Consider the following 16,199-nt stretch of genomic DNA (forward strand, 5'->3'; position numbering starts at 1 on the left):
GCAGCGCCGAGACGGTTGAGGGGTGCTGATGCGCGAGCGGCCGATGCGAGCCTTGAGCGGTGGTTGGCAAGGGCTGGCGCTGATCGCCCGCGTCTGGGTCACCGACCCCGACGTCCTGCTTCTCGACGAGCCGACCAACCATCTCGACCTCGGCAAGATCAGCCAGCTCGAAACCTGGTTGAACGCGCTGCCGCGCGAGGTGCCGGTGGTGATCGTCAGCCATGATAGGGCGTTCCTCGACGCCACGACCAACCGCACGCTGTTCCTGCGTCCCGAACAATCGCCGGTGTTTTCGCTGCCCTATTCGCGGGCGAGGCTTGCGCTGGACGAGGTCGACGCCTCGACCGAACGCAAGTTCCAGCGCGACATGAAAGTGGCGCAGCAGCTGCGCCGGCAAGCGGCCAAGCTCAACAATATCGGCATCAATTCCGGCAGCGACCTTTTGACGGTCAAGACCAAGCAGCTCAACCAGCGGGCAGAGCGCCTGGAAGAAGCGGCAGCGCCGGCGCACCGCGAAAGATCGGCGGGCACGATCAAGCTCGCCAATCGCGGCAGCCATGCCAAGGTGCTGATCACGCTCGACGATCTGGTGGTCGGAATGCCTGACGGCACGGTTCTGTTCGGCACCGGCAAGCGCCATATCTGCCAAGGCGACCGCATTGTCCTGCTCGGCCGTAACGGCGTCGGCAAATCACGGCTGATCGGCCTGATCCGGAATGCCATCGTCGAGCCGCAAACGGCGGCGCAAGGCGTGAAGGTGACGCCGTCGACCGTGCTCGGCTATAGCGACCAGACGCTGTCGGGCATCGGCGGCGACGACACGCCGCTGGCGATGCTCTCGCGCAGATTCGATGTCGGCGAGCAGCGCGCCCGCTCGTTGCTCGCGGGCGTCGGCGTTAGCATCGACATGCAGGAGCGCCGGATCGCCGTGCTGTCGGGCGGACAGAAGGCGCGGCTGATGATGCTGGCGCTCAGGCTCGCCAATCCCAATTTCTATTTGCTCGACGAGCCGACCAATCATCTCGATATCGATGGCCAGGAAGCGCTGGAAGCGGAATTGCTGGAACGTCAGGCGAGCTGCCTGCTTGCCTCGCACGACCGCTCCTTCATCCGCGCGGTTGGCAACCGCTTCTGGCTGATCGAGAAACGGCGGCTGACCGAGATCGATAGCCCGGAAGCTTTCTTCCAGGAGGTAGCCGAAGCGGGCGGTTAAAAAATTGCGGAAAAAAATCCGGCGCTCTGTCGGATGATGATCGCATGCCACGTCCTTGGGACGCCGACACGGTGATGCCGGCGCCAATCGAGGAGAAAGCATCATGTCTATTCTGTCATCCATAGGTCACGCCGTGACGCGTTACTCGGCGGCTCGCGCCCGTTATCGCAGCGAACGCGCCATCCTTTCATTGCCGATCGAGTTGCGCAAAGATATCGGCTGGCCGGAAATCGTCGTCGACGCGCAAAACAGCCCGCGGATTCGCATCGAAGGTTGAAAGGTGGCAGTTGGCCGTCGCGGCAGGCGCCATTTCGAATCCAAAAGCCATCGGCCGTGTAGGATCTTCGCCGTTCCGTTCGTCCTGTGGTTCGCAAAGGCCAACCAGACGCAAAGAGGAGCATGACATGAATGATCAGCCGCAGACCCAGTCCGCCGCCAAAGTGCTTGGCGGATTGACGCCCTACCTTCAGCTGGACGGCGCTTTCAAAGCCGCAGAATTTTACCAAAAGGCCTTCGGTGCCGAGCAGGTCTTTGCCTATCCGCCGGATGAACGGGGCCGCACCATGCATATCCATCTGCACATCAACGGTTCGACCCTGATGCTTTCCGACTTCTATCCCGAGCATGGAATGGCCGCTGTGAAGCCGCAGGGCTACACCATGCAGCTCCATCTCGGCAGCGACGACATCGACGCCTGGTGGAAGCGGGCCATTGAGGCGGGTTGCGAGGAAGTCGTGCCGTTGCAGGTGATGTTCTGGGGCGACCGCTGGGGCAATATGCGTGATCCGTTCGGCGTCGAATGGGCAATGAACGCACCGGTGAAAGCAGCTTAACATCCAACACAGGCTGTGTCTGAAATCACCTCTCCCCGCTCTAAAGGGAGAGGAAAACGATCACATGGAGGAAGTCAGATGTCCTATGTCGACGGTTTCGTACTGGCCGTGCCCAAGGCAAATCTCGATGCCTACAAGAAAATGGCGCAGACGGCCGGCGCCGTCTGGAAGGAGCATGGCGCGTTGGCCTATGTCGAATGCATTGGCGACGACGTACCCTATGGCGAGCTCACCTCGTTCCCGCGCGCCGTGCAGGCCAAGGAAGACGAGGTCGTCGTCTTCTCCTGGGTCGTCTATGAATCCAGGCAGCATCGTGATGCGGTGATGGCCAAGGTGATGGCCGATCCGCGCCTCAAGCCGGACTGGGAGACCATGCCGTTCGACGGAAAGCGCATGATCTTTGGCGGTTTTCAGCCCTTCATCGAGCTGTAGGCGCCCCTCGATCAAGTTTATTGAGCAGCGGCTTCAGCCGGTCGCCATAGCGCTTCCACAGATCGACCGAGCCCTGATACATCGGCTGGCGCACTTGCGCGGCCGACGCCGTGCGCACCGGCCGGTCGGTCTGGTGAAACGACAGCACGGCGTCGTCCCATGGGAGGCCGAGATGGGCGATCAGCGCCCGCGACTGGCCTTCCTGGTCGGCGACGAAATCCTCGTAGCGAACGTCGTGCACGACATCAGGCAGCACGGCGTGCCAGTGCGCCATGATATCGGTGTAGAGGTTGTGGAAATCGGCGAGCTCGTCGAGATCGTAGCCGTAGCGGTGGCTGTCGCCGCGGAAATGCACTTTGTAGATCGACAGGCAGGTCGCCGCCGCATCGCGCGCGCAATGGATGATCTTGGCCTTCGGCAGCATCATATGGATAAAGCCGACCAAGAGGAAATTGCCGGGCATCTTGTCGGTGACGTGCCGAAAACCTGGATAGCGGGCGTGCAGCATATCGAGATAGGCCTGGCCGGCCTCGGCATAGGCCTTGTCGGACATGTCGGCGATGCCCCAGGGAAAGCCGCCCTTCATGCCGAGCGGAAACTGCTTACCGACCGCCGTCTTCAATATGCTGAGCTCGCCGGCGCCATAGACCTGCGGATGGCTGGCGATGATCTGCTCGACCAGCGTGGTGCCGGATCGCGGCATGCCGACAACGAAGATCGGCGTGTCGTCGGCGATCCCGCCCGGCCTGTGTTTTTCAAAAAAGGTCTTGTCGAATACGGCCTTCATCGCCTCGAACTCGCCGCGCGTCTTGCCGGCATCGTAATCGATGCCCTGGCGGCGGATCGCGTTGCCTTCGGCGAAATAGTCGAAAGCGCGGCCATAATCCCTGAGGTCGTCGTTGGCCTTGCCGAGGCCGAAGGAAAGCTGCATGCGCGCCAGGCTGCCTTGCGGCGCCTTGGCGTGCTCCGCCTCCATGCGGGCAAGCTCGGCGTCGCGCTCCTTCTGGCGCTTGACCTGCGTGAGCATCAGCCAGGCCCTGGCCATGCCGGGGTCCACCGCCAGCGCCTGCCTGAAAAGATCCGCAGCCTCGTCGAGATTGCCCTTTTCCATTAGCCCGACGCCCAGGCCGTGCAAAAGATCGGCATCCTTCGGCCGGATCGTCAGCGCCTCGCGAAAAACAGCCAGTGCTTCATCCAGCCGGCCCGCTTCCTGCAGCGTTTCGGCAAGCCCGACGCGGGCGCGGACATGGAACGGGTTGCGGCCGATCGTGCCGCGATAAATATCTTCGGCGCTTTCGAATTGGCCGAGCTGCTTCAGCGACGAGCCGAGATTGTCGCGCGCCGCCAACTGGTCCGGCCGAATCGCCACCACCTTGCGGAAGAGATCGGCGGCGGCCGCTACCCGGCCGAGGTCGCGCAGCACGGTGCCGAGATTGTTGAGGAAATCCGGATTGTTCGGCTGCAGACGCACCGATTGTTCGATCAGCGCCAGCCCCTCGGCGCTGCGCCCGGTCTGGTGCAGCAGAAGCCCGAGGAAATGCGCAGCAGCCGGGTGGTTGGCCTTTTGCGCCAGCACCTGACGGTAAAGCGCCTCGGCTTCCTGCCGGCGCCCCGCCTGGTGCAGCTGCAGCGCCCGCTGCACGTACTGGTCGAACCCCAGCGGCGGCTGTCCGCCTGTGCCGTAACGTGCGCCTGCCGGTTGTCTCGGATCTCTGTTGATGGGAAACCTGCCGTGTTGTCCGCCTGCCGCGATCTAGGCCATCGCTGCGGCACGTGCAAGAGCAGACGGCGGTCGCTACGAAGCAAACCTCCGAACCCGGGGAACTTACCGAAAGTCGGCCGGCGTCAGCACATACATGTTCTTGCGGCCGTGCGAGTAGGCTTCGCGCGCAATATCGTGGATCGACGAACGCTTGGCGTCGAAGGCACTGAGGAATTCGGCTTCGGCTCCGCTTGCAGCCGGGTTTACCGTCGAAAGTGCCGTAACCTCGATAAAGAACGGGACTTCGAACATGCCGTCATGCCCGACGAAACGAACGCGCTTGGCTGCAGCGTCGTAGGAGCGGCTGGGATTGGGAAAATTGAGTGTCATGGCTTGCGCGTCAAATCAGGCGGTTGCTTTCGGCAAGCTGGCGCGCCCGCCGCACCGTGCCGTCGGTGTCGGCAATCCTTCGCCTTGCCGCCTCGTCGCTTCTTATCGTGAGGCGCGGCGATATGACCTTTGTCGGCTTGACGACAGGATCGACTGCAACTGTCGGGACATTCGGTGTTCTTATGGAACTCATGACTCTATTCCCTTCATACCTAAATAAACACAAATGCCGGAGGAACTCTTCCGGAACTTCTTCAAACAATTTTTGAGATGCCCGGCACCGTATCATCGTTTCGCAAATAACCATAGAAAAGTAATTTTACGTTGGTAGCGGCAAAAAGCCGGAATCTTCTTGAATAAGCCGCATTTTCAGAATATTGGTATGGAACCGTTTTTGGGCCGTGCTTGGTCCCCTCGCGGCGTCAGGGGTTCTCGGCCCGCCAAAACTCATTCAAATCGCCGATACCCGATACCGCAATGCAGGCCCCGTTTTCAGGGCCAGGCCGGAAAGAAACTTCAAGGCACAAGAATGTCTGCCCGCACCACTCATTCCATCGCGCATTTCGCGGCACCTTTCGTGCTTGGCGGGCTAGATGGCGTGCAGCCGGCCGGCGACTATGACATCGACCACGGACGAGGAACTGATCGACGGCATGTCGTGGCTTGCCTGGCGCCGCGTCGCCACTTTCATCCATCTGCCGTCAAGGACGGTGAAAAGCCCGACCAGCCAGCTTGTCGCCGTCGACCACGCCGAACTCGAAGCAGCGCTTCGGCACGATCAGGAGAACGTTACATGATCCGCTTCCAGCAGAGTGCGCGGCGCACGGATACGCCGTCGCATATCTTCACCGTCGGCCAGACCGTCCGCATGAAGAGCCGCATCGGCCTTGTCCAAAAGACCGCGGAGCTGTTCCAGATCAAGAGCCGGCTGCCGGTCAAGGACGGCTCGCCGCAATACCGCATCCGCAGCGAGCAGGAGACCTACGAGCGGGTCACGACGGAAGATAATCTCGAACCGGTCGACAACCCGGCCGGCTGAGCGATAGCACTCTCGACATTACCACCCACGCACGAGGGATCAGAAATGGCCAAGGGTCAACAGCGAAGCAACCGCGAGACACGCAAGCCCAAGAAGGACAAGGTGGCTGCAAAGCCGGCCTCGCCGTTCGGCTCGGCGGTCAAGCAGGCGGAGACCGGTACGAAACCCAAGTCCAAAGGCTAGGGTCGATCGCAGACAATCTGCTGGAGGCGTGCTTGAACTTCGTCATCGAGTTCTACCGCTCGCGCGACGCCGACGAAGCGACACTCGACCGGGTGTCGTTGGAGGCGCCGAACCTGCGCGCCGCCCTGCAAGGCGCCGCCACGCTGCTTCACACGCTGATGATGCCGCAGATCCCCGATCGCCTGCGCATCTCCAACGAGGACGGCGCCGAGCTCTACGTCGGCCCCGCCGATGGTGCCTATCCGGACGAACAGTGAGGCCGGTGCGCTAGCACGGCCCATCATCGACGACCCTATAATCAGCCGCGCGGGCCTCGCATTCATTGGGGAACGTGCGCAGTTCGCCATGGCGACGGGCACAGACCGGGCGGTATTCGCGGGTACAGAATGTCTGCTCCCCGCCGCCACCACCGCGACGGCACTCGCCTTCACGGATGATGCGGTATCCGGCGCGTTCGGCAAGGCAGGCGTTGGCGAAGGTCTGGCGGTCGCCGCCGCGCCTGGCGCAGACCGGGTCATATTGCCTGGTGCAGAATTGCGGTCCCGGCCGTGGCGGGCGCGGCCCCGGCCCCTCATCGACCACGACGGTGCAGGCCGCGAGAATTGCCGACAGGAACAGGATGGAAAAACCCTGCCGCGAGAAGATTGCCGCAAGAAACCGCATGAATGTTCCCTCCCTCGAAGCTCGTGCCTGCACAAATGGTGCCTGCGTCCGGCCGATCCTCGTCATTCCGCCGCCAAATGCAAACCCTGTTTGCAACGGGCGGCATGGCCAACCAAGGCGATATGCCGGCGCAAAGGCAAAACAGCACCGGCCCCGCTTGCTGGACCATGCCTGGGCTGCGTCTGGCCGATGACCGCGCGGAGAACCGGGACTATCGCTGCGATGCGTCGGGATGCGCCTGTTGGGCCGCCCGCGGCTCTATCTTGCAAGCATCACGTTTCCGTGCGATAAATTTTGTGTTCGGGCATTTGCGACCCGGAGAGCGGAACGTTTTGGACGACCTTTCCCCGATACTGTGAATCTCTGACAGCCCCGTTTTCGGCGGGGGGTTTTACCATGCGCCAGTGCATGACTGCCGAAGCAACCACCGGGACTTGCCCACGGCGCCAGGCGGCGGGCGGAACCACCAAGACTGACACGGGTGAAGGAGTTTCCCCAATGGCCCAGACCGGCACCGTTAAATTCTTCAACGCTACCAAAGGCTTCGGCTTTATCACGCCCGATGGCGGCGCCAAGGATGTGTTCGTCCACATCTCGGCGATTGAGGCTTCCGGGCTGCGCACGCTCGTCGACGGTCAGAAGGTCACCTTCGATGTCGAGCCCGACCGTATGGGCAAGGGTCCGAAAGCGGTCAATCTCCGCGCCGCCTGAACGGCGGCGTGCCGCGCGTCCTTTCGGGTGTGAGGATGCTGCAAGGCTTGGTGTGACGTGAATTTTATAAAGGCGCGGCGGTTTTCGTCGCGCCTTTTGTGTTCTGGGATGCTTGCCGGCACCCGCAAAACTTTCTCTTGCCGATGGCACTAAAATAAAGGACAAATTTCCGTCCGGGCATTTGCCGGCCCGAGACTGGACTTGTGGGATCAAAGGAGCTTCCCATGCCGCAGACCGGCACCGTCAAATTCTTCAATCACGCCAAGGGCTTCGGCTTCATCACGCCGGACGACGGGGCAAAGGATGTCTTCGTCCATATTTCGGCCGTGCAGGCGTCGGGTCTTCCCGGTCTTGAGGATGGGCAGAAAGTGACATTCGACACCGAGCCGGACAAGCGCGGCAAGGGTCCGAAAGCCGTCAACCTGTCGATCGGCTGAACCGGCCCTGGACAGAATGGACGCGGGCCGGTCTGGCCTGCGGTGTTTGCCGCACGCTTGAATCGCCCGGTTGGATGAACCCGCCTGGCCAAATTTCGTTCAGCCCCCGTTCAGCCACGGTCCCATATTAATCTTCGTTAAAGCCGGACCGCATCCCCCGAAAACGACCCGGGCCGGCACGAAGGAGACCGACATGAACCGAATTTTCAAGACTGCCATCCTGTCCGCCGCGGTCGTTGCGACCACGCTTGCGACCTTGCCCGCGGCCAGTGCCGATGAATGGCGCCATCACCGCCGGCACCACGGCAACGGCGACGCCGTTGCGGCAGGCGTGCTCGGCCTTGCGGCCGGTGCCCTGATCGGCGGTGCGCTCGCCAGCCCGCAGCCCCGCTATTACGACCCGGCCTATGATGATGAATACTACCGGCCTGCCCCGGTGCGCCGTTATTACGTGCAGCCGCGGGTGGCCTATGCCGAAAGCTATGCGGAGCCCTGGACCCGCGGCTGGTACGAATACTGCTCGGACCGCTACCGGAGCTTCAACGCGCGTACCGGCACGTTCACAGGCTATGACGGCGAACAGCATTTCTGCACCGCCAATTAACGGAGGCAGTTTCCTGCCGGAAAAAAGCGCGGTCGCACAGGCCGCGCTTTTTTGTTTCCGGCAAGCGGTTTCAGATCAGGAACGGATTGCTCCGCCGCTCCTCACCAAAACGGCCGCCGGGACCGTGGCCGCAGATGAAGCCGATGTCGTCGCCCAACGGCAAAAGCTTCTCCTTGATCGAGGCGATCAGCGCGGCGTGGTCGCCGCCCGGCAGGTCGGTGCGGCCGACCGAACCGCGGAACAGCACGTCGCCGACATGCGCGAACTTCGCCGCCCGGTTATAGTAGACGACGTGGCCGGGTGCGTGGCCCGGACAATGGAGCACCTCGAACACGTGTGAGCCGAACGAAACGGTCTCGCCTTCGGCAAGGAACCGGTCGGGGACACAGTTGCGCACGGGATCGGTGATGCCGTAGCGCTTCGCCTGGTTCTCGAGATTGGCGAGCAGCGGCCGGTCGGCGGCATGCGGGCCGATGATCTCGATACTGAGCGCCTCCTTCAGCTCCATGGCCCCGCCGGCATGGTCGATATGGCCATGCGTGATCCAGATCGCGCCGGCAGTGATCGCATTGTCCTCGAGCGCCGCCAGCACCTTGTCGATGTCGCCGCCCGGATCGACGACAACGCCTTGCCTGTCGTCTATGTCGAAGAGAATGGTGCAGTTCTGCTGGAACGGCGTGACCGGCACGATGCCGGCGTTGAGCTGACCCATATTCGTCCTTTCACGCTGTCGGAGCGCTGCGCGCCCCCCCTCGAACGCGTCAGGAAAGCCCTAACCTTTACCCTGATGTAGAGACACACGCGAACGGCGTCCACCGCTCCACAAACGGAAAACGGAATGGGCGGCCGAAGCCGCCCATTTGAAAACCTGAAACGTCAAAGCTTATTTCTTCATCGCGTTCATGACCGCACCGATGATGCCGGTCAGGATGGCGCCGCCGCCGGCACCGCCAACGATATTTGAAATGTTCAACGCGCTGCCTGCCCCTGCCGCCGTGGCCGCGGCTGTCGGGTCGACCGCGCCACCCAGCAGACTGTTGAGGATGGCCGCACCGCCGACGCCGCCAACAGCGCCGCCCAGGATTTTGGTAAGCTGCCCCATCGCCGCCGTCTTGATAGCCGCGCCAACCGCCTGACCACCGATGATACCCGTAATCACCTGAATAATGATCGGAAGAAGCGTGTTCATATCCATATTTCCAGTCCCTCCATGGCTGCCAGCCTCCCGGGCCGACCCCATCATGAGACGCCGAATTGTGTGAAAGTCAAATGCAGAAGCGCTTAAATAAAAAGGGCGGCCCGAAAACCGCCCTTACTAGTTAAAAAAGCTGTGACTTTCGTTATTCTGCAGCGATTGCGTGCTTCGGCTGAACGGCCGCAGAATAGTCATTCATCAGCGTCTTGGCGATTTCGCCGACCTCGAATCGGTATGGACCGATCTCCGAAACCGGCGTCACCTCGGCTGCCGTCCCGGTGAGGAAGCACTGCTGGAAGCCTTCAAGCTCTTCCGGCATGATGGCGCGCTCGATCACCTCCAAACCGCGGCCCTTGGCAAGGCCGATGACCGTGCGGCGGGTGATGCCGTCGAGGAAGCAATCGGGCTTGGGCGTATGGATCTTGCCGTCCTTGACGAAGAAGATGTTGGCGCCTGTCGCTTCCGCCACCTGGCCCCGCCAGTCGAGCATCATGGCGTCGGCATAGCCCTTGGCCTCGGCGGCATGCTTGGACATGGTGCAGATCATATAGAGGCCGGCCGCCTTCGATTTCGACGGTGCGGTGCGCGGGTCGGGGCGGCGCCATTCGGCCATGTCGAGGCGGATGCCCTTGAGCTTCTGCGCCGGGTCGAAATAGCTCGGCCACTGCCAGATGGCGATGGCGCAGTTGATCCGACTGTTCTGTGCGGAAACGCCCATCTGTTCGCTGCCGCGCCACGCGATCGGCCGGACATAGGCGTCCTGGAAACCTTGCTTCTTCAACAGCGTGCGGCAGGCGTCGTCGATCTCGGCGACCGAGTAGGGTATCTTGAAGCCAAGCAGGCGCGCCGATTCATGCAGGCGTTCGGTGTGGTCGGTCAGCTTGAAAATTTCGCCCCCATAAGCGCGCTCGCCCTCGAATACCGCGCTGGCGTAGTGCAGCCCGTGGGTCAAGACGTGGATCTTGGCGTCGGCCCATTTGACGAATTCGCCGTTCATCCAGATAAAGCCGTCCAGTTGGTCGAAGGGAACGGATGCCATGGTAACCTCCCGCGGGCGGCAGCCCGCACAGTGTCGTTGCGTGTTTCGCCTCGGCCGCTGCGGACGGCCATTGTCTCAAAGCGTAGGCGGATATTTAAGGTCTGGCAAACTCAGGAAGTTCCGGAAAAAACGGCTTCGCTTGCCTTTTCGTTCGCAATCCGCCGAAAAGCTTGCCAAAAATTACCATCGCGCGGAAAATACGTCAATAGTGCTGACATAATTTCTGCTTCACACGGAGAAAAGATGACGAGCCACGCAGCCGCAGAGCCGATCAGGACGGCGATCACCGACGAGGACGGCATCGATTTCGCCATCATCGAGTTGTTCTTCTTCGCCTATCGCGACTTTACCTCCGATCCTGACCAGATCCTGGCCGATTACGGTTTTGGCCGCGCCCATCATCGGGTGTTGCATTTCGTCAATCGCCGGCCCGGCCTGACGGTCGCCGAGCTCCTCGACGTGCTCAAGATCACCAAGCAGAGCCTGGCGCGCGTGCTCAAGCAACTGATTGACACCGACCATATCGTGCAATTGCAGGGCCCCCGCGACCGCCGCCAGCGCGAGCTTTATCCGACGGCCAAGGGCCGTGCGCTGGCGCTGGCGCTGGCGCGGCCACAGTCGCGCCGCATCCATGCTGCATTGGAAGATTCCGGAGCCACCGAACGCGCCGTTATCGAACGGTTCCTTGAAGCGATGGTCAATCCGGAACTAAGGGCGCAGATCGACATTGTGCCCGCAAAGATGTCAGGGAAAAGCCATGGAGACCATTGAGAGGGTTGATCATCCGACAGCACCGGAAGACGACGCGCCGCATCTGCTGGTGGTCGACGACGACACCCGAATCCGCAATCTTCTGAAACAGTATCTCACCGAAAACGGTTTTCGCGTCACCGTCGCCGGAAATTCCGGCGAGGCGCGGCGCAAGCTCGCCGGCCTCGACTTCGATCTGATCGTGCTCGACGTCATGATGCCGGGTGAAAGCGGCGTCGATCTCACCAAGGCGCTGCGGGCGGAGAAAAACGTACCGATCCTGATGCTCACCGCACTGTCCGAAACCGACAGCCGGATCACCGGGCTCGAGGCCGGCGCCGACGACTATCTGCCTAAACCGTTCGACCCGCGTGAGCTGATCCTGCGTATCAACAATATCCTGCGCCGCGGCGGCCCCGCGACGACGCCCAAGGTCGAACAGCTGGTCTTCGGTCCCTATACGTTCCAGATCGCCAGGCGTGAGCTGAAGCGCGGCGGAGAGGCGCTCAAGCTGACCGACCGCGAGCAGGAAATCCTGGCGATCTTCGCTGCCCGTGCCGGCGAGACGATACCGCGGCATGAGCTTGTCGGCGACGAATCCGAGGTCGGCGAGCGCACGATCGACGTCCAGATCAACCGGCTGCGCCGCAAGATCGAACGCGATCCGTCCAATCCGGTCTGGCTGCAGACCGTGCGTGGTATTGGGTATCGGCTCAGCGTGGAATAGAATGCCGCCGACAGCGGACCTTGCCGGGTCCCGGTGAGCGAAAAGACGAATGGCGACCACGCAACTCGAACGGCCGGGAGATGGCGGCTTCAGCGCCCGCGCGACGCGGGCGCTGAAGGCCGTGCCGCGTGCCTGGAACCGTTTCTGGCGCCTGGTGTCGCTTTACATGCCGAAGCGGCTCTATGCCCGCTCGCTGATCATCGTCATAGCGCCAATGATCATGCTGCAGTCGGTCGTCGCCTTTGTCTTCATGGAGCGCCATTGGCAGACCGTGACGCAACGCCTGTCACAGGCCACGGTGCGCGACATCGCCGCCATCATCGACCTGATAGAGACCTATCCGCATGACGCCGACTACGCGAACGTCATCCGCATCGCCCAGGATCGCATGCAGCTGAAGGTCGACCTCCTCCCCCCCGACCCGTTGCCGCCACCCGGGCCAAAGCCGTTCTTCTCGATCCTCGACGAGATCCTTTCGTCCGAGATCACCCGCCAGATCAACCGTCCGTTCTGGATCGATACGGTCGGCAATTCCAATATCGTCGAGGTCCGCGTCCAGCTTGAGAACAAGGTGCTGCGCGTCTTCGTGCGCCGCAGCCAGGCCTATGCGTCGAACACCCATATTTTCCTGATCTGGATGGTCGGCACCTCGCTGGTGCTGCTGATGATCGCCATTCCTTTCCTGCGCAACCAGATCCGGCCGATTCTGACGCTGGCCGAGGCAGCCGAGAGCTTTGGCAAAGGCCGGCCGATGCCGCGCGATTTTCGCCCGCGCGGCGCCGAGGAAGTCCGCCGCGCCGGCTTTGCCTTCATCCAGATGCGCGAACGCATCGAACGCCAGCTCGAGCAGCGCACCGCCATGCTGAGCGGCGTCAGCCACGATCTGAGGACCATCCTCACCCGCTTCAAGCTGCAATTGGCACTGGCCGGGACCAAGGCGGCCGACACCCAGGCACTCGACCAGGACATCGACGACATGCAGTCGATGCTGGAAGGTTACCTTGCCTTTGCACGCGGCGAAGCATCGGAAGATGCCGGCCGGTTCGACCTCGAAGCCTTCTTCGACAAGCTTCGCGAGGAAGCCGCGCTGCGCAAGCGCAAGCTGTCGACCGTACTTACCGGCGATCCGCACGTCCACGTGCGCCCCAATGCCTTTGCCCGGCTGCTCTCCAATGTCGTCGGCAATGCATTCCGCTATGCCAAGACGGTGGAGATCAACGCCAATCATGGACGCGGTTCGCTGCTCGTCACCATCGACGATGACGGTCCGGGCATTCCGCCCGAAAAGCGGGAGGATGTATTCAAGCCGTTCGTGCGGCTCGACGAGGCCCGCAACCTCGACGCCAGCGGCACCGGCCTTGGCCTCTCCATCGCACGCGACATTGCCCGCAGCCATGGCGGCGACATCGTCCTCGAACGCAGCCCGCTCGGCGGCTTGCGGGCGGTGATCAAGGTTCCGGCTTGACGGCAGCGAGACCCGGCCTTCATTCGCCCGTCATGAAACCATGGTGAAGAGCGCCAATGAAGCGCGCGATCCTGATTGATTCGGCCCTGCGGCCTCATTTCGACCCCGCGCCTGCCCGGGTGCGCCGGTGCGACACCAGAGCTGCGGCGTGGTCGCCGCTCAGGCATCGCGGCAAGGCAATCAAGCTTGCCGCCAAGGGACCGCCATGCGCATCCTGATGGTCACCGACGCCTGGCGCCCGCAAGTCAACGGTGTCGTCCACACGCTGGAGCGCCTCTCGGAGACCCTGAAATCCTTCGACGTCGAGACGGATTTCCTGACGCCCAACATCTTTCGCACCCTGCCTCTGCCGACCTATCCCGATATCAGGCTGGCGCTGACGACGCCGCACCGCGTGGCGCGGCTGATCGAGGCGCGCAAGGTGGACCACGTTCATATCGTCACCGAAGGACCGCTCGGCATTATGGCCCGGCGCTACTGCCGCAACGCCGGCCGCCCGTTCACGACCAGCTATCACACACGTTTTCCGGAATATCTGAGCGCACGCCTGCCGGTGCCTGAAGCATGGGCCTATCGCTGGCTGCGCGATTTCCATAATTCAGGACAGGGCACGCTGGTCGCCACCCAGTCGCTTGCCGACGATCTTGCGGCGCGCGGCTTCACCAGGCTCCGGCCGTGGACGCGCGGCGTCGACACCGATCATTTTCGGCCGGATAAAAGAAAGGACCTGGGATTTCCCGGACCGATCTTCCTCTGCGTCGGCCGCGTCGCGATCGAAAAGAACCTGCCGGCCTTTCTCGACCTCGACCTGCCGGGCAGCAAGGTGGTCGTAGGCGAAGGGCCGGAACTAGCGAAGCTGAAGGCCAGATATCCCGATGCCCATTTCCTCGGCCATCGTCCGAATGACGAGCTGGCCGAGATCTACGCCTCGGCCGATGCCTTCGTCTTCCCCAGCCGCACCGACACATTCGGCAACGTCATCATCGAGGCGCTGGCCAGTGGCACGCCGGTCGCAGCCTATCCCGTCACCGGACCGATCGACATCGTCGGAGACGGCATCGGCGGCGCGGTATCGGACGACCTGCGGCAAGCAGCGCTCGCCGCCCTTCACGTCGACCGCGCCGAGGCGCGGCAACGCGCGATGCGCTACAGCTGGAAGGCCTGCGCGGAAATGTTCATGGAAACGGTTGAAGAGGCGCTGGGCACCACGCGTAAACTGGCTGCGTGAGCAACAGCGCAGCTAGAACAACCTGCCTCCGTCCGGCACCTTGCGCTCGATCGCGCCAAGCACGACGGCGCCCTCTTCATCGGGAAAGCCGAGCGTCAGCACTTCCGACATGAATGGCCCGATCTGGCGCGGCGGGAAATTGACTACAGCGAACACCTGCCGGCCGATCAGGGTTTCGGGCGTATAGTATTTTGTGATCTGGGCCGAGGATTTCTTCACCCCGATCTCGGGACCAAAATCGATTTTCAACTTGATCGCCGGCTTGCGCGCCTCGGGAAAAGGCTCGGCCTCTACGATCGTGCCGGCGCGGATGTCGATACGGTCGAAATCGGCAAAGCTGATCTCGGGTTTTCGCGTGTTGCTCGAACTCATCGACGGTCAGGCGTTTCCGTAGGTTTCGAACAGCACGCCGGCCAACGCATCCTTGGCCGAAGTCCCCGACCAGACGACGAACTGGAACGCCTGGAAATAGCATTCGCAGGCTTCCAGCGCCGACGACAGCAGCACCTCGACCTGCTGGCTCGACGGTTCGACCCCACCGGCCAGCAGCAGCGACTGGCGGAACATGATGGCGCCTTCCTGCTCCCAGAGATCGAAATGGCCAAACAGCATCTGCTCGTTGATCAGCGAAAGCAGCCGCATCACCTCGAGCGCGCGCGCCTCCGGGACTTTGATGTCGAAGGCGCAGGCCAGGTGCAGCGCCTCGTAGTCCTCCATCCAGGAGAATGAAACGTGGTAGTCGGTCCAGCTCCCGGCAACCGAAATCGAGATCTCGTCGTCGCCGGCCCGTTCGAAGGACCAGTCGTTGTTGTGCGCCACCTGCTCGATAACATCCACCGGATGAATTTCGCGGGAGAATTCGAGTTCGAGAAGTTCCATGAAATGCTTCCTGTCGTTCTGGGAGCGCCACCACACGCTCCGCGGGAGAGGCACACTCGAACAATTCTGCCTAGAACTCGGACGGCCAGGACTTCGTCAACGCAAAGACCCCGGACCGGACCCCACCGCCCGGCGCACGACCCTGCTCCGAATCATGCAACAAATTCAGTCTATTGATCGGGAGTCGCGTGACCAGCCAAATTTTTCGCACTGCGTCATTCGCATGTGGAAAGGCGCTGTCACAAAGATTCACGCAGTACCGGTAAGCGATTCACGACAAAGCGCTTTTTGCGATCCGGCTTTGTGGAAAAGTTTAACGATTTATTGCTGATTATTTTTTTGCACGCGGCTTAACCGCAGCCGCAGGCGCTGCTTGACCGGTCAATTCGGCAAGCCTGGCCTCGAGCGCCTCGATGCGAGCGGCGAGGCGGATGTTTTCTTCCCTGGCCTTCGCCGCCATGTCGCGAGCGGCGTCGAATTCCTCGCGCTGCACCACGTCCATGGAGTTGAGTATGCGCTCGGCCTGGCCCCTGAAGGCGGTCTCCACCTCGCGCCGCACGCCCTGCGCGGCACCGGCTGCATCGGTCATCAGCTTGGCGAATTCATCGAGAATGCGGTTCGGTCCGGTCGCCATGGCAAATCCTCGCTTGGTTGAATTGACGTAGTGGCGCACGATTCGGAATGCAAGCATATGCTTGCCTTGACCGCG

General features: G+C 62.1%; 25 protein-coding genes. 15 read left to right on the top strand and 10 right to left on the bottom strand.

All coding sequences use genetic code 11. The features are described from left to right. The first annotated feature begins 28 nt into the window (after positions 1 to 28). The 4 genes from NKH98_RS25395 (at position 29) to NKH98_RS25410 (ending at position 2,478) form a co-directional block, all read left to right on the top strand. Positions 29 to 1,213: an ATP-binding cassette domain-containing protein gene (locus NKH98_RS25395; RefSeq protein WP_352902724.1), complete on the top strand. Its 1,185-nt coding sequence runs from the start codon at positions 29 to 31 to the stop codon at positions 1,211 to 1,213. Between the two features lie 103 nt (positions 1,214 to 1,316). Then, complete coding sequence (locus NKH98_RS25400) at positions 1,317 to 1,490, top strand: hypothetical protein (RefSeq protein WP_023719167.1); 174 nt, start codon at positions 1,317 to 1,319, stop codon at positions 1,488 to 1,490. 127 nt (positions 1,491 to 1,617) lie between these two features. Further along, on the top strand, positions 1,618 to 2,046 hold the full coding sequence (locus NKH98_RS25405; protein WP_352896162.1) for a VOC family protein: 429 nt from the start codon (positions 1,618 to 1,620) through the stop codon (positions 2,044 to 2,046). Between the two features lie 78 nt (positions 2,047 to 2,124). After that, entirely contained in the window at positions 2,125 to 2,478 is a 354-nt protein-coding gene (locus tag NKH98_RS25410) for a DUF1428 domain-containing protein (protein ID WP_254819213.1), read from the top strand. Here NKH98_RS25410 and NKH98_RS25415 read toward each other — a convergent pair. The 3 genes from NKH98_RS25415 to NKH98_RS25425 form a co-directional block, all read right to left on the bottom strand. Continuing rightward, positions 2,465 to 4,120: a tetratricopeptide repeat-containing sulfotransferase family protein gene (locus NKH98_RS25415; protein ID WP_352902727.1), complete on the bottom strand. Its 1,656-nt coding sequence runs from the start codon at positions 4,118 to 4,120 to the stop codon at positions 2,465 to 2,467. The two genes, NKH98_RS25410 and NKH98_RS25415, sit on opposite strands and share 14 nt — an antisense overlap. A 183-nt stretch (positions 4,121 to 4,303) precedes the next feature. Then, on the bottom strand, positions 4,304 to 4,570 hold the full coding sequence (locus NKH98_RS25420; protein WP_254819211.1) for a DUF1488 family protein: 267 nt from the start codon (positions 4,568 to 4,570) through the stop codon (positions 4,304 to 4,306). A 10-nt stretch (positions 4,571 to 4,580) separates the two neighbouring features. Then, entirely contained in the window at positions 4,581 to 4,763 is a 183-nt protein-coding gene (locus NKH98_RS25425) for a hypothetical protein (RefSeq protein ID WP_352902729.1), read from the bottom strand. 424 nt (positions 4,764 to 5,187) lie between these two features. Here NKH98_RS25425 and NKH98_RS25430 point away from each other — a divergent pair, with 424 nt between their 5' ends. From NKH98_RS25430 to NKH98_RS25445, 4 genes are read left to right on the top strand one after another with little or no spacing between them, the layout of a single operon-like run. Then, complete coding sequence (locus NKH98_RS25430; protein ID WP_502894322.1) at positions 5,188 to 5,367, top strand: hypothetical protein; 180 nt, start codon at positions 5,188 to 5,190, stop codon at positions 5,365 to 5,367. Beyond that, positions 5,364 to 5,609 (top strand): hypothetical protein, encoded by a 246-nt coding sequence (locus tag NKH98_RS25435; protein ID WP_254819208.1) that lies wholly within the window; start codon positions 5,364 to 5,366, stop codon positions 5,607 to 5,609. The genes NKH98_RS25430 and NKH98_RS25435 overlap by 4 nt, the downstream gene beginning before the upstream one ends. A 45-nt stretch (positions 5,610 to 5,654) precedes the next feature. Then, on the top strand, positions 5,655 to 5,792 hold the full coding sequence (locus NKH98_RS25440; RefSeq protein WP_254819207.1) for a hypothetical protein: 138 nt from the start codon (positions 5,655 to 5,657) through the stop codon (positions 5,790 to 5,792). A gap of 32 nt (positions 5,793 to 5,824) precedes the next feature. Beyond that, on the top strand, positions 5,825 to 6,049 hold the full coding sequence (locus NKH98_RS25445; protein ID WP_254819206.1) for a hypothetical protein: 225 nt from the start codon (positions 5,825 to 5,827) through the stop codon (positions 6,047 to 6,049). Positions 6,050 to 6,059: 10 nt separating this feature from the next. Here the strand turns inward: NKH98_RS25445 and NKH98_RS25450 are convergent, their stop codons facing one another. Continuing rightward, positions 6,060 to 6,455: a Kazal-type serine protease inhibitor family protein gene (locus NKH98_RS25450; RefSeq protein ID WP_352879031.1), complete on the bottom strand. Its 396-nt coding sequence runs from the start codon at positions 6,453 to 6,455 to the stop codon at positions 6,060 to 6,062. A gap of 498 nt (positions 6,456 to 6,953) precedes the next feature. Here NKH98_RS25450 and NKH98_RS25455 point away from each other — a divergent pair, with 498 nt between their 5' ends. From NKH98_RS25455 to NKH98_RS25465, 3 genes are all read left to right on the top strand, one after another. Continuing rightward, entirely contained in the window at positions 6,954 to 7,166 is a 213-nt protein-coding gene (locus NKH98_RS25455; protein ID WP_006202520.1) for a cold-shock protein, read from the top strand. 224 nt (positions 7,167 to 7,390) lie between these two features. Then, positions 7,391 to 7,603, top strand: a complete 213-nt coding sequence (locus tag NKH98_RS25460; protein ID WP_006202521.1) for a cold-shock protein — start codon at positions 7,391 to 7,393, stop codon at positions 7,601 to 7,603. 193 nt (positions 7,604 to 7,796) lie between these two features. Next, positions 7,797 to 8,207 carry a BA14K family protein gene (locus tag NKH98_RS25465; RefSeq protein WP_254819204.1) on the top strand — a complete coding sequence of 137 codons (411 nt, stop codon included), beginning with the start codon at positions 7,797 to 7,799 and terminating at the stop codon, positions 8,205 to 8,207. Positions 8,208 to 8,277: 70 nt separating this feature from the next. On the opposite strand, the gene NKH98_RS25470 is transcribed toward NKH98_RS25465, so the two are convergent. From NKH98_RS25470 to NKH98_RS25480, 3 genes are all read right to left on the bottom strand, one after another. Further along, positions 8,278 to 8,919 (bottom strand): MBL fold metallo-hydrolase, encoded by a 642-nt coding sequence (locus NKH98_RS25470; RefSeq protein WP_352896146.1) that lies wholly within the window; start codon positions 8,917 to 8,919, stop codon positions 8,278 to 8,280. A gap of 171 nt (positions 8,920 to 9,090) precedes the next feature. After that, a complete protein-coding gene (locus NKH98_RS25475) occupies positions 9,091 to 9,402 on the bottom strand; it encodes a hypothetical protein (protein ID WP_254819202.1) in 312 nt (103 codons plus the stop codon). A gap of 145 nt (positions 9,403 to 9,547) precedes the next feature. Then, positions 9,548 to 10,441, bottom strand: coding sequence for a branched-chain amino acid aminotransferase (locus NKH98_RS25480; RefSeq protein WP_352896143.1), 894 nt, complete (start codon positions 10,439 to 10,441; stop codon positions 9,548 to 9,550). Positions 10,442 to 10,684: 243 nt separating this feature from the next. On the opposite strand from NKH98_RS25480, the gene NKH98_RS25485 reads away from it, so the two are divergent. From NKH98_RS25485 to NKH98_RS25500, 4 genes are all read left to right on the top strand, one after another. Continuing rightward, entirely contained in the window at positions 10,685 to 11,212 is a 528-nt protein-coding gene (locus NKH98_RS25485; protein ID WP_023719182.1) for a MarR family winged helix-turn-helix transcriptional regulator, read from the top strand. Beyond that, entirely contained in the window at positions 11,199 to 11,918 is a 720-nt protein-coding gene (locus NKH98_RS25490) for a response regulator (RefSeq protein WP_023678415.1), read from the top strand. The genes NKH98_RS25485 and NKH98_RS25490 overlap by 14 nt, the downstream gene beginning before the upstream one ends. A 49-nt stretch (positions 11,919 to 11,967) precedes the next feature. Further along, complete coding sequence (locus tag NKH98_RS25495; protein ID WP_352806541.1) at positions 11,968 to 13,383, top strand: ATP-binding protein; 1,416 nt, start codon at positions 11,968 to 11,970, stop codon at positions 13,381 to 13,383. A 205-nt stretch (positions 13,384 to 13,588) separates the two neighbouring features. Beyond that, positions 13,589 to 14,611 (top strand): glycosyltransferase family 4 protein, encoded by a 1,023-nt coding sequence (locus NKH98_RS25500; RefSeq protein WP_352902733.1) that lies wholly within the window; start codon positions 13,589 to 13,591, stop codon positions 14,609 to 14,611. A gap of 12 nt (positions 14,612 to 14,623) precedes the next feature. Here the strand turns inward: NKH98_RS25500 and NKH98_RS25505 are convergent, their stop codons facing one another. The 3 genes from NKH98_RS25505 to NKH98_RS25515 form a co-directional block, all read right to left on the bottom strand. After that, on the bottom strand, positions 14,624 to 14,983 hold the full coding sequence (locus tag NKH98_RS25505) for a tRNA-binding protein (protein ID WP_352477950.1): 360 nt from the start codon (positions 14,981 to 14,983) through the stop codon (positions 14,624 to 14,626). A gap of 6 nt (positions 14,984 to 14,989) precedes the next feature. After that, a complete protein-coding gene (locus NKH98_RS25510) occupies positions 14,990 to 15,490 on the bottom strand; it encodes a type III secretion system chaperone family protein (RefSeq protein WP_023678420.1) in 501 nt (166 codons plus the stop codon). A 331-nt stretch (positions 15,491 to 15,821) separates the two neighbouring features. Continuing rightward, the gene (locus NKH98_RS25515) at positions 15,822 to 16,124 is read right to left on the bottom strand and encodes an accessory factor UbiK family protein (RefSeq protein ID WP_352902735.1); all 303 of its coding nucleotides are present in this window, start codon (positions 16,122 to 16,124) and stop codon (positions 15,822 to 15,824) included. Positions 16,125 to 16,199 lie beyond the last annotated feature (75 nt).

The organism is Mesorhizobium sp. M0833 (assembly GCF_040319905.1).
Lineage (GTDB): Bacteria > Pseudomonadota > Alphaproteobacteria > Rhizobiales > Rhizobiaceae > Mesorhizobium.

Bases quoted from the DNA above. Each gene is read 5' to 3' on its own strand.
- NKH98_RS25425 (WP_352902729.1), bottom strand. From the start codon at position 4,763: ATGAGTTCCATAAGAACACCGAATGTCCCGACAGTTGCAGTCGATCCT.
- NKH98_RS25435 (WP_254819208.1), top strand. From the start codon at position 5,364: ATGATCCGCTTCCAGCAGAGTGCGCGGCGCACGGATACGCCGTCGCAT.
- NKH98_RS25470 (WP_352896146.1), bottom strand. From the start codon at position 8,919: ATGGGTCAGCTCAACGCCGGCATCGTGCCGGTCACGCCGTTCCAGCAG.
- NKH98_RS25395 (WP_352902724.1), top strand. From the start codon at position 29: ATGCGCGAGCGGCCGATGCGAGCCTTGAGCGGTGGTTGGCAAGGGCTG.
- NKH98_RS25410 (WP_254819213.1), top strand. From the start codon at position 2,125: ATGTCCTATGTCGACGGTTTCGTACTGGCCGTGCCCAAGGCAAATCTC.
- NKH98_RS25490 (WP_023678415.1), top strand. From the start codon at position 11,199: ATGGAGACCATTGAGAGGGTTGATCATCCGACAGCACCGGAAGACGAC.
- NKH98_RS25440 (WP_254819207.1), top strand. From the start codon at position 5,655: ATGGCCAAGGGTCAACAGCGAAGCAACCGCGAGACACGCAAGCCCAAG.
- NKH98_RS25495 (WP_352806541.1), top strand. From the start codon at position 11,968: ATGGCGACCACGCAACTCGAACGGCCGGGAGATGGCGGCTTCAGCGCC.
- NKH98_RS25400 (WP_023719167.1), top strand. From the start codon at position 1,317: ATGTCTATTCTGTCATCCATAGGTCACGCCGTGACGCGTTACTCGGCG.
- NKH98_RS25480 (WP_352896143.1), bottom strand. From the start codon at position 10,441: ATGGCATCCGTTCCCTTCGACCAACTGGACGGCTTTATCTGGATGAAC.
- NKH98_RS25510 (WP_023678420.1), bottom strand. From the start codon at position 15,490: ATGGAACTTCTCGAACTCGAATTCTCCCGCGAAATTCATCCGGTGGAT.
- NKH98_RS25455 (WP_006202520.1), top strand. From the start codon at position 6,954: ATGGCCCAGACCGGCACCGTTAAATTCTTCAACGCTACCAAAGGCTTC.
- NKH98_RS25475 (WP_254819202.1), bottom strand. From the start codon at position 9,402: ATGGATATGAACACGCTTCTTCCGATCATTATTCAGGTGATTACGGGT.
- NKH98_RS25505 (WP_352477950.1), bottom strand. From the start codon at position 14,983: ATGAGTTCGAGCAACACGCGAAAACCCGAGATCAGCTTTGCCGATTTC.
- NKH98_RS25465 (WP_254819204.1), top strand. From the start codon at position 7,797: ATGAACCGAATTTTCAAGACTGCCATCCTGTCCGCCGCGGTCGTTGCG.
- NKH98_RS25515 (WP_352902735.1), bottom strand. From the start codon at position 16,124: ATGGCGACCGGACCGAACCGCATTCTCGATGAATTCGCCAAGCTGATG.
- NKH98_RS25450 (WP_352879031.1), bottom strand. From the start codon at position 6,455: ATGCGGTTTCTTGCGGCAATCTTCTCGCGGCAGGGTTTTTCCATCCTG.
- NKH98_RS25430 (WP_502894322.1), top strand. From the start codon at position 5,188: ATGACATCGACCACGGACGAGGAACTGATCGACGGCATGTCGTGGCTT.
- NKH98_RS25485 (WP_023719182.1), top strand. From the start codon at position 10,685: ATGACGAGCCACGCAGCCGCAGAGCCGATCAGGACGGCGATCACCGAC.
- NKH98_RS25405 (WP_352896162.1), top strand. From the start codon at position 1,618: ATGAATGATCAGCCGCAGACCCAGTCCGCCGCCAAAGTGCTTGGCGGA.
- NKH98_RS25460 (WP_006202521.1), top strand. From the start codon at position 7,391: ATGCCGCAGACCGGCACCGTCAAATTCTTCAATCACGCCAAGGGCTTC.
- NKH98_RS25420 (WP_254819211.1), bottom strand. From the start codon at position 4,570: ATGACACTCAATTTTCCCAATCCCAGCCGCTCCTACGACGCTGCAGCC.
- NKH98_RS25500 (WP_352902733.1), top strand. From the start codon at position 13,589: ATGCGCATCCTGATGGTCACCGACGCCTGGCGCCCGCAAGTCAACGGT.